The 9567-nt window shown below is 44.1% G+C and carries 9 protein-coding genes; 3 read left to right on the top strand and 6 right to left on the bottom strand.

Annotated features, from left to right (window positions below; all coding sequences use genetic code 11):
• The first annotated feature begins 348 nt into the window (after positions 1-348).
• Positions 349-1938: a bifunctional phosphoribosylaminoimidazolecarboxamide formyltransferase/IMP cyclohydrolase gene (gene purH, locus ABWP91_RS19170; RefSeq protein ID WP_353244596.1), complete on the top strand. Its 1590-nt coding sequence runs from the start codon at positions 349-351 to the stop codon at positions 1936-1938.
• A gap of 17 nt (positions 1939-1955) precedes the next feature.
• Positions 1956-3239 carry a phosphoribosylamine--glycine ligase gene (gene purD / locus ABWP91_RS19165; RefSeq protein WP_353244595.1) on the top strand — a complete coding sequence of 428 codons (1284 nt, stop codon included), beginning with the start codon at positions 1956-1958 and terminating at the stop codon, positions 3237-3239.
• Between the two features lie 395 nt (positions 3240-3634).
• Here purD and ABWP91_RS19160 read toward each other — a convergent pair whose 3' ends face one another.
• From ABWP91_RS19160 to nudC, 6 genes are all read right to left on the bottom strand, one after another.
• The gene (locus tag ABWP91_RS19160) at positions 3635-4261 is read right to left on the bottom strand and encodes a DUF1481 domain-containing protein (RefSeq protein WP_353244594.1); all 627 of its coding nucleotides are present in this window, start codon (positions 4259-4261) and stop codon (positions 3635-3637) included.
• Positions 4262-4350: 89 nt separating this feature from the next.
• Entirely contained in the window at positions 4351-4623 is a 273-nt protein-coding gene (hbs, locus tag ABWP91_RS19155; RefSeq protein WP_004264522.1) for a non-specific DNA-binding protein Hbs, read from the bottom strand.
• Between the two features lie 199 nt (positions 4624-4822).
• Complete coding sequence (locus tag ABWP91_RS19150) at positions 4823-5410, bottom strand: YjaG family protein (RefSeq protein WP_353244593.1); 588 nt, start codon at positions 5408-5410, stop codon at positions 4823-4825.
• Between the two features lie 74 nt (positions 5411-5484).
• Positions 5485-6156: a deoxyribonuclease V gene (gene nfi / locus ABWP91_RS19145; RefSeq protein ID WP_353244592.1), complete on the bottom strand. Its 672-nt coding sequence runs from the start codon at positions 6154-6156 to the stop codon at positions 5485-5487.
• 108 nt (positions 6157-6264) lie between these two features.
• Positions 6265-7329, bottom strand: coding sequence for a uroporphyrinogen decarboxylase (hemE, locus tag ABWP91_RS19140; RefSeq protein ID WP_219245485.1), 1065 nt, complete (start codon positions 7327-7329; stop codon positions 6265-6267).
• 92 nt (positions 7330-7421) lie between these two features.
• On the bottom strand, positions 7422-8213 hold the full coding sequence (nudC, locus tag ABWP91_RS19135) for an NAD(+) diphosphatase (RefSeq protein ID WP_353244591.1): 792 nt from the start codon (positions 8211-8213) through the stop codon (positions 7422-7424).
• A 271-nt stretch (positions 8214-8484) separates the two neighbouring features.
• On the opposite strand from nudC, the gene ABWP91_RS19130 reads away from it, so the two are divergent.
• Positions 8485-9537 (top strand): ABC transporter substrate-binding protein, encoded by a 1053-nt coding sequence (locus ABWP91_RS19130; protein WP_353244590.1) that lies wholly within the window; start codon positions 8485-8487, stop codon positions 9535-9537.
• Positions 9538-9567: the final 30 nt, after the last annotated feature.

Raw genomic sequence — 9567 nt, 5'->3', positions numbered from 1 at the left:
ATTATAGGGAGTCAGAAAAATCTGGCAACCCCTTTTTTGCATTTTTTTATTCAACTGCTGCATTCCACAGCAAAACCCCTACTTATACTGACTTATCCACCAAGTTATCCACAAAGCGAAAATAATTTAAAATTTATCGCGCATTACGCAAACGTTTGCGTTACAATTAGCACGAAATTTCAGCATCGATTTTATTTTTATGTTCTGAAATTGTTAGTGACTTATATATAGCTATTGAAGAAGCAATCAAATTCCGCTTTTATAAATAGGTATATAAGAAAAGCCAGTGGCTTTTCACTCATTGATATTCGTATTGCCTTATTTATTCAAATCCAAGGGATCTATCTCATGCAACTGCTTCGTCCTATTCGTCGTGCCCTGCTTAGTGTGTCTGATAAAACAGGGGTTGTTGAATTCGCTAAAGCGCTTTCCGAACGTGGTGTTGAACTTCTATCAACTGGCGGTACTGCGAAACTCCTCGCAGAATCAGGTCTTAACGTGACTGAAGTTTCAGATTACACCGGATTCCCTGAAATGATGGATGGCCGCGTAAAAACGTTGCACCCGAAAGTTCATGGTGGCATTTTAGGACGCCGTGGCACTGATGATGCAATCATGCAAGAACATGATATTTCGCCTATCGATATGGTTGTTGTGAATTTATATCCTTTTGCTCAAACCGTCGCAAAACCAAACTGCACACTGGAAGATGCGGTTGAGAATATTGATATCGGTGGCCCAACTATGGTGCGCTCCGCTGCTAAGAACCATAAAGACGTTGCAATCGTAGTCAACAGCAATGACTACCAAACTATTATTGATGAAATGGACAATCACCAAAACTCGCTGAATTGGACGACCCGTTTTGACTTGGCAATAAAGGCATTCGAACACACAGCGGCCTACGACAGCATGATCGCCAACTATTTCGGCGAGCTTGTTGCACCTTATTATGGTGACACCACGCAGCCTTCAGGTCGCTTCCCCCGCACCTTGAACTTAAACTTTATTAAAAAACAAGATATGCGTTATGGGGAAAACAGCCACCAAGATGCCGCTTTCTATATAGAAGAAAATCCAAAAGAAGCGTCAATTGCAACCGCACAGCAAATTCAAGGCAAGGCACTTTCTTATAATAATATCGCGGATACCGATGCCGCTCTTGAATGTGTGAAGTCATTCGACGAACCTGCCTGCGTGATTGTGAAACATGCAAACCCTTGTGGCGTCGCTATCGGCAAAGATCTTCATGCAGCTTATGATAATGCATTCAAAACTGACCCAACCTCTGCATTCGGCGGTATCATTGCGTTTAACCGTCAGTTAGATAAAACAACCGCACAAGCAATCATCGAGCGCCAATTTGTTGAAGTAATTATTGCGCCATCCGTCGCTGATGATGCATTACCTATTCTTGAAACCAAACAAAATGTTCGCGTACTTGTTTGTGGTGAGTGGAGCAAACCAGTCGCAGGCTTGGATTTCAAGCGTGTTAACGGTGGCTTATTAGTGCAAGACCGTGATTTAGGTATGGTAGAAAAAGAAGAGTTACGTGTTGTTACTACACGCCAACCTACTGAGCGTGAGCTAAAAGATGCCCTATTCTGCTGGAAAGTTGCGAAATTTGTTAAATCAAATGCCATTGTTTATTCAAAAAATGACATGACCATCGGAATTGGTGCAGGCCAAATGAGCCGAGTGTACTCAGCTAAAATTGCGGGGATCAAAGCGGCCGACGAAGGTTTAGAAGTTGCAGGCTGTGCGATGGCTTCAGATGCCTTTTTCCCATTCCGCGATGGCATCGATGCAGCTGCCTCTGTTGGTGTTACCTGTGTTATTCAACCAGGTGGGTCGATTCGTGATGAAGAAGTTATTGCTGCTGCAAATGAACATGGCATTGCAATGATTTTCACAAATATGCGCCATTTCCGTCACTAATTATTAGGAGATTACTCATGAATATATTAATTATTGGTGGTGGTGGTCGTGAACATGCATTAGCGTGGAAAGCGGCGCAATCGCCTCTAACAAAAAAAGTTTACGTTGCACCGGGTAATGCAGGAACTGCGCTTGAGCCTGCTCTTGAAAATGTGAATATTTCTGCCACTGATATTGATGGCCTGCTGCAATTCGCCAAAGAAAAACAGATCGATTTAACGATTGTCGGCCCTGAAGCCCCCTTAGTGATTGGCGTTGTCGATACATTTAAAGCCGCTGGCTTGACCATTTTTGGTCCAACAAAAGGGGCTGCTCAACTCGAAGGTTCGAAGGCATTTACTAAGGACTTTTTGGCTCGGCATCATATTCCTACTGCGGCTTATGCAAATTTCACCGAAGTGGAACTCGCTTTAGCGTATTTAGATAAAGTCGGCGCGCCTATCGTGATTAAAGCCGATGGCTTAGCGGCGGGTAAAGGCGTTATTGTCGCGATGACACTGCAAGAAGCAAAAGACGCTGTGCAAGATATGTTAGCAGGCAATGCCTTTGGCGATGCAGGCCACCGTATTGTGATTGAAGAGTTTCTTGATGGTGAAGAAGCCAGCTTTATTGTGATGGTCGATGGTGAGAATGTCATCCCAATGGCCACTAGCCAAGACCATAAACGTGTTGGTAATGGTGATACGGGCCTCAATACAGGCGGAATGGGGGCTTACTCTCCCGCTCCGGTTGTCACAGATGAAATTCATCAACGTGTGATGGAGCAAGTGATTTATCCTACTGTTAAAGGCATGGATCAGGAAGGTAACCGTTACCAAGGTTTCTTATACGCAGGGTTAATGATTGATAAAGCGGGCAATCCAAAAGTTATCGAATTTAACTGCCGCTTTGGCGATCCTGAAACGCAGCCTATCATGATGCGTTTACAGTCAGACTTAGTCGCACTGTGTTTAGCTGGCGCGAACGGTGAGCTGGCAGGCAAAGATTCACTGTGGGATGAGCGCCCCGCTTTAGGTGTTGTCATTGCCGCAGGGGGTTACCCTGGGGATTACCGTAATGGCGATGTTATTTCTGGATTGCCAACCACTGAAGCCGCTGATAGCAAAGTGTTCCATGCTGGCACTCGCATGAAAGATGGCGAAGTCGTTACCGCCGGTGGCCGTGTATTATGTGTGACCGCACTGGGTGATGATATCGAAAAAGCGCAAACAAAAGCCTATGAAGCGGCCAAAAATATTCGCTGGAATGATAGCTTCTATCGCAACGATATCGGCTATCGCGCCATCGCACGTATTAAGTAATACAAAATACTAAGCTACTCCCTAAGCTGATAAGAGGAAACTTTTATCAGCTTTTTTATTGTTGTTTGTTTTTACTAGTAGGCAATGGCTCTAAGGATTTCAATTCATGGCTAGGTGGAAAAATGAGGATAGTTTGGGGAACATAACGGGCCATTATTGAATAAGTTAATCTGTTTCTAGCTTACCGTAATTTCCTAAATCATTCGCGTTGTGGCTAGGCGGCAAAATGAGGATAGCTTGGGGAGCATAATAAGTATGTGACCCAAGTAGCCGAATGAAGCCAACACAGCCACAGCACGAAGGATGACGAAAATTGGGAGCATACATAAGTATGTGACTAGGGTAGCTGAGAGCAGCTAACAACGCCATGGATTGAAAGACGACGAGCAGTGAGGTTACAGCGAATCTTTACTAGGTTGCCAGCGGCAAAAATCGGTATCCGCCACCATCAAAAGCTGATTTCCCTCGGAAGATTCCAGCCACGCCAAATTCAATTGTGAGTGCCACACTTTCGCACGGTTTTGTAACCAATTTTCAGCATACGGTTCGAAAGTCACGTCCCGCACTTCACCTTCACATGTCGTCACTTTACCTTGTTGCCAACGTCCTTGGTAAAGTTTAACGCCACCAACGACAAGGGCAGTGTTGGTCTCGAGTACTCTTTGGGCTTCAAAGCGCCAACGCGTAATTTCATCGGTAGAAAGCGGGGTCTTACTACCATCCTGAGCACGCTGCATAAAAATAACGTCATTATTTTTATCGAAGCGTAACTGTTCGGTGATATCACCACCTTGTTGATTCAATATTTGGCTGCGAATTTGCCAGAGGTTACCAGAGCGGTACTCGAAGAAATTAACGGAAGTGTCCGTGCCTTTATAGGGGCTATAAACCACCATCAGGACAAGAGGTTGGCTTTTTGCATCGTTCAGCCGCCACATCCGAATGACGCCATCATCGGCAATAAAACCGCTTGCACTAAACTCTGGGAGCTTTGGTGCATTCGAGGAGCAGGCGCTTAGCATTGAGAGAGTTCCCAATACCAGCAACCCTTTTTGAATAAACAAAAGGGGTAGTTTCTTACCCCCTCTGATAATTCGACTGTACAATGTACTTATTTTACAGCTTCTTTCAGTGCTTTACCGGCAGAGAAAGCAGGCACAGTTGTCGCAGGAATTTGAATTTCTGCTTTAGTTTGTGGGTTACGACCAGTACGAGCAGCACGGTGGCTAACTTTAAAAGTACCGAAACCGACCAGTTGTACTTGCTCGCCTTTTTTCAGCGTTTCAGAAATAGCATTCAGAGTAGATTCTAAAGCTGCTTTTGCCTGAACTTTGGTCAGGTCTGCTGATTCTGCGATAGCATCAACTAATTCAGTCTTGTTCATAAATTATCCTTACACAGTGTGTTTATCGTTTGCAAAGCATCGAGTGCGTCGGATATGCCAAATTGACAGCCCCTGATACACGCCCCCGATAGCCACTTCTTCTCGCCCCTAAATGTAGACCAGAGTAGGGGCAAATGTGAAGTCTTAGTACTCAGCATTACTGCGCTAAGTCACGTTTTCGATAACGAAAGCGTAAAAATTAGCCTAAAGTAATACCTATATTGCTCACCCCCGCTTCGCGAAGGTCAGATTTTAATCCTTTAATTAACTCTAAGTCGCGCTCTTCACAAGCTGCCAGTAAACGGAAAATGTCCCACTGGATATCCCACTCTTCTTCAACCGCAGGAATTTCTTTGAGCTCTTCTTCTGTCATTTCCCGCCCTGCTTGAGTCATTTCGAGCATGGCAACCGTACGAATGGAGGCTTCGCTAACCAGTATCGCATGTTCGAGAGTTTCGCCACTCAGTTTCGAGTGAATAACTTCACCCAATGCAATACAGGCATCAATAGCTGGGTACACACCATACATATCGAAATCATCTGCTGATGGGATAATTTCTTCTAATTTTTCTAACTGACTGTCGAAATTGACTTTGCTATCTTTAATGACCAAAGTTTCCCAAACTAAATCAAGGATGGAACGATAAACTTTTGCATCGGCAAATTCAGTTTGCTGACAAAACATCTGAAAGTTGGGGTACATTCTTTCACATAGGCTTGCCATGAAAGTTGTATGCTGCCAGCTTTCTAATTTTTCCAACCTCAAATGAATGGGATTTCTTAACATAATTTCTGACTCATCAATCTTAATACTTCGCAGTTTACCTGAAAATCTGTCAATGCCACATATTTTGCTGATAATTAGCTGATTTTCTCATTCATTCGCTTAAAAAACGTTCGATTTGATGCAATTCCATCAGCAAAACGTGTTGGTTCAGGCAACCTATAACCCTTTAGACACTGTTTAACCCACTCTAAGGAAGACGAAAAACCGACTTTATGCCCCGGCGAAACATATAATGGTTTGCAGCGTTTTTTGCTTCGCAATACCCAACCGAGCTGATTTTCACCTGCCATTAATGGCTGAACACTTTCGGGGGCTTCACCTAATTCACCTGCATCACCACATAAGCGGCTTTTCGCAACACCTATCGTCGCAACATTGGCTTGCAAACCAAAATGGCAAGCCACACCAAAGCGCCTTGGGTGAGCAATGCCTTGCCCATCCACGAGGACTAGTTCAGGTTTATACTGTATTTTTTCCCACGCTGCCATTAAACCAGGTACTTCTCTAAATGAAAGTAACCCGGGTATATAAGGCAGTTGAGTCGGTATGCGTGCTATTTGGTACTCAACAAGCTCCAGCTGTGGCCAAGAAAGTACTGCCACCACTGCACGAGTAATAGCACCTTCTTGCTCAAAGCCCACATCCGCCCCACCAATCAATTTCAATGATGGAAATTCATCCTGCAAAATGATTTTTGAAGCTTGGCTAATTTGTTCTTTTCGTAACTGTTGAGTATCTAAAACCATAGCGCATCCAATGCTGCGATACTGAATTAATCTTAATCATAGATGATAATGGTGTACTTACAAGGTTCCATAAATACACCACAAATCAAGAACATCAAGAAATGATGACTACTGATGATATTGACGAGAAAAACGGTGAACTGCATCAACAAACGCGCCTGCATGCTCAGGAGGCACATCCTGATGGATGCCGTGACCTAAGTTGAATACATGCCCTTCGCCGTGACCAAAACCAGACAGGATATTTTGCACTTCGTCTTCAATACGTGCAGGCGGCGCATACAACATAGAAGGATCCATATTGCCTTGCAATGCAACTTTATCCCCCACACGACGACGTGCATCGGCAATTTCTGTTGTCCAATCAAGACCTAATGCATCACAGCCTGTTGCAGCCATTTCTTCTAGCCATTGGCCGCCACCTTTAGTGAATAAAGTAACAGGCACTCGACGACCATCATTTTCGCGAATTAATCCATCGATAATCTTATGCATGTAATTCAGCGAAAACTGTAAATAATCACGCTTAGTTAATACACCGCCCCACGTATCAAAAATCATGATGGATTGTGCGCCCGCACGAATTTGTGCATTTAAGTATAAAATGACGCTATCCGCCAGTTTATCCAGTAATAAATGCAGTGTATTCGGATCTTCATACATCATTTTTTTGATTTTAGTGAAAGCCTTACTACTGCCACCTTCCACCATATACGTCGCCAATGTCCATGGGCTTCCAGAGAAACCAATCAGTGGCACATTTCCTTCAAGAGCTTTACGAATGGCGCGAACCGCGTCCATCACATATCCCAGCTCCATTTCAGGGTCGGGAATTGGGATATTTTTCACATCTGCCGCACTGGTGATAGGCTTTTGAAAACGAGGGCCTTCACCTGTTTCAAAATACAACCCAAGTCCCATTGCATCAGGGATAGTTAGGATATCAGAGAATAAAATTGCGGCGTCTAATGGAAAGCGACGTAACGGCTGAAGCGTCACTTCGCACGCAAGCTCAGTATTTTTGCACAGAGCAATAAAATCACCGGCCTCGGCGCGCGTTGCTTTGTATTCAGGCAAATAACGCCCCGCTTGACGCATCATCCATACCGGGGTCACATCTACAGGCTGACGTAGCAGAGCACGTAGATAGCGGTCATTTTTTAACTCAGTCATTATTTACTCCATTATTATTAGTGGCCGCCGCAAATGGCTATAAGCAAAGATGGCTATTGTAACATGTAAAAGGCAACAATATCAGCGCACTGCTATTTGTCCGATTCGTACTCACTTTGACGACACAATGCGACTGTGTCCTCAATTAAGCGCCTTGCGATAGTGTCCCCAGGAGGAATAAGCGGTAAGTCATTGTAATGATACCAATTTGCACTGACCAATTCCTTTGGATCAACCTGAATATCACCGCTCTCGTAATCTGCAAGGAAGCCCATCATTAAGGAATGAGGGAAAGGCCATGGCTGTGAAGAGACATAGCGAATATTTTTCACTTTTATTTGGCTCTCTTCCATGACTTCGCGCATAACGGCTTCTTCTAATGTTTCACCCACTTCAACAAAACCTGCCAATACGGTAAACAATGGGTTTTGCGAATGACGGCGGTGCTGTGCCAAGAGAATCTGGTCATCACGGCGGATCCCCACGATAATACAAGGAGCAATTTGCGGGTAATAGCGCTCATGGCAATGATCACACAAGCACGCCCATTCCGTTGCACTATGGCGCATGGCGGTACCACAATAACCACAATAGCGATGAGAACGATAAAATTCAGCCAATTGTACACCGCGCCCAGCTAGGCGAAATAAACCGTCATCTTGCGCGGCAACAACCCGCGGCGATGCCATATCGGATGGCATTTTTTCCGCTACCAACCAGACAATTTCCCCTTGCCATTCACCGATTGGCGTCGCACTTTTACCTTCTAATGAATAGTCTTTAGCACTGCCGCGTGGAATATCCCCTTTCGGTAACCACAGCCGACCTGCGAAACAGACGAACCACCAGCCACTTTCTGTTCCTACTAACGTTAATTTATTCATTTTCTCTATCTTTTTTGGCTTTTCATTTCATTGTTGATAAAAAGGTTGTCGATAAAAAAATCAGTTTCGAATCACACAATACACTTCTTTGACACAATGTCATTCAAACGTTTATTTCATTTTATATCCCTGCCAATTTTGACAGTTTTTAGACAATTCATCCCCTAAAATGTCTAAAAACTGTCATAAAACGGTCAACTCACTGTCACTTATTAAAATTAGGATGCTCAGTAACCAATCTGGTTCACCGTTACTCAAAAGTGAGAAAATAATGAAAGCTATCGTTCCTGCGATTTTACTATCACTGACCGCATCCAGTATGACATTTGCTGCTGATGCTAATTTAACAGAGTTAATCAATGCGGCGAAAAAAGAAGGGCAAGTTTACAGCGTTGGGATGCCTGATTCTTGGGCTAACTGGAAAGGAACTTGGCAAGATTTAGCCACGCAATACGGCTTAAAACACCAAGATACAGACATGAGTTCTGCACAAGAAATTGCCAAATTTGCCGCCGAAAAAAATAACGCAACGGCAGATATCGGTGATGTTGGTGCTTCATTTGGCCCTGTCGCGGTGCAAAAAGGGGTCACTCAGCCTTATAAACCCACCACATGGTCACAAATCCCTGATTGGGCAAAAGATAAAGACGGCCATTGGGCGTTAGCCTATACCGGTTCGATTGCTTTTATGATTAATAACGACTTAGTCAAAGATGCGCCTAAAAGTTGGGACGACTTACTGAAAGGTAAATACAAAGTCACCGTGGGGGATGTTGGGATTGCAGCGCAAGCCAATAACGCCGTTTTAGCCGCTGCATTTGCCCGTGGTGGCGATGAAAACAACCTCAAACCCGCCATTGAATTATTTGCTGAGTTAGCGAAGCAAAAACGCCTATCCGTCAATGACCCTACTGTTGCAAACATCGAAAAAGGTGAAGTGGAAGTTGGGATCTTATGGGACTTTAATGCCTTGAATTATCGCGATCAGATCAACCGCGATCGCTTTACGGTTGTGATCCCCTCCGATGGTTCAGTGATCTCAGGTTACACCACCATCATCAATAAGTTTGCAAAAAACCCAAATGCCGCCAAGTTAGCGCGTGAGTTTATCTTCAGTGATAAAGGCCAGTTAAACCTTGCCGAAGGCTATGCACGCCCTATCCGTGCCCAATACCTGACATTACCTGATGATGTGAAAGCCAAATTACTGCCGGAAGCACAGTATAAAAATGTTCAGCCAATTAAAGATGCCGAGGGCTGGGAAAAATCATCGCGTAATTTACCAAAAATGTGGCAACAACAAGTTCTGATCCACCAGCAGTAATTGAATTTGTTGAATTTAGGAATAAAAGTC

The organism is Providencia sp. (assembly GCF_040396775.1).
GTDB lineage: Bacteria > Pseudomonadota > Gammaproteobacteria > Enterobacterales > Enterobacteriaceae > Providencia.
This window is presented reverse-complemented; position numbering and strand designations above follow the sequence as displayed.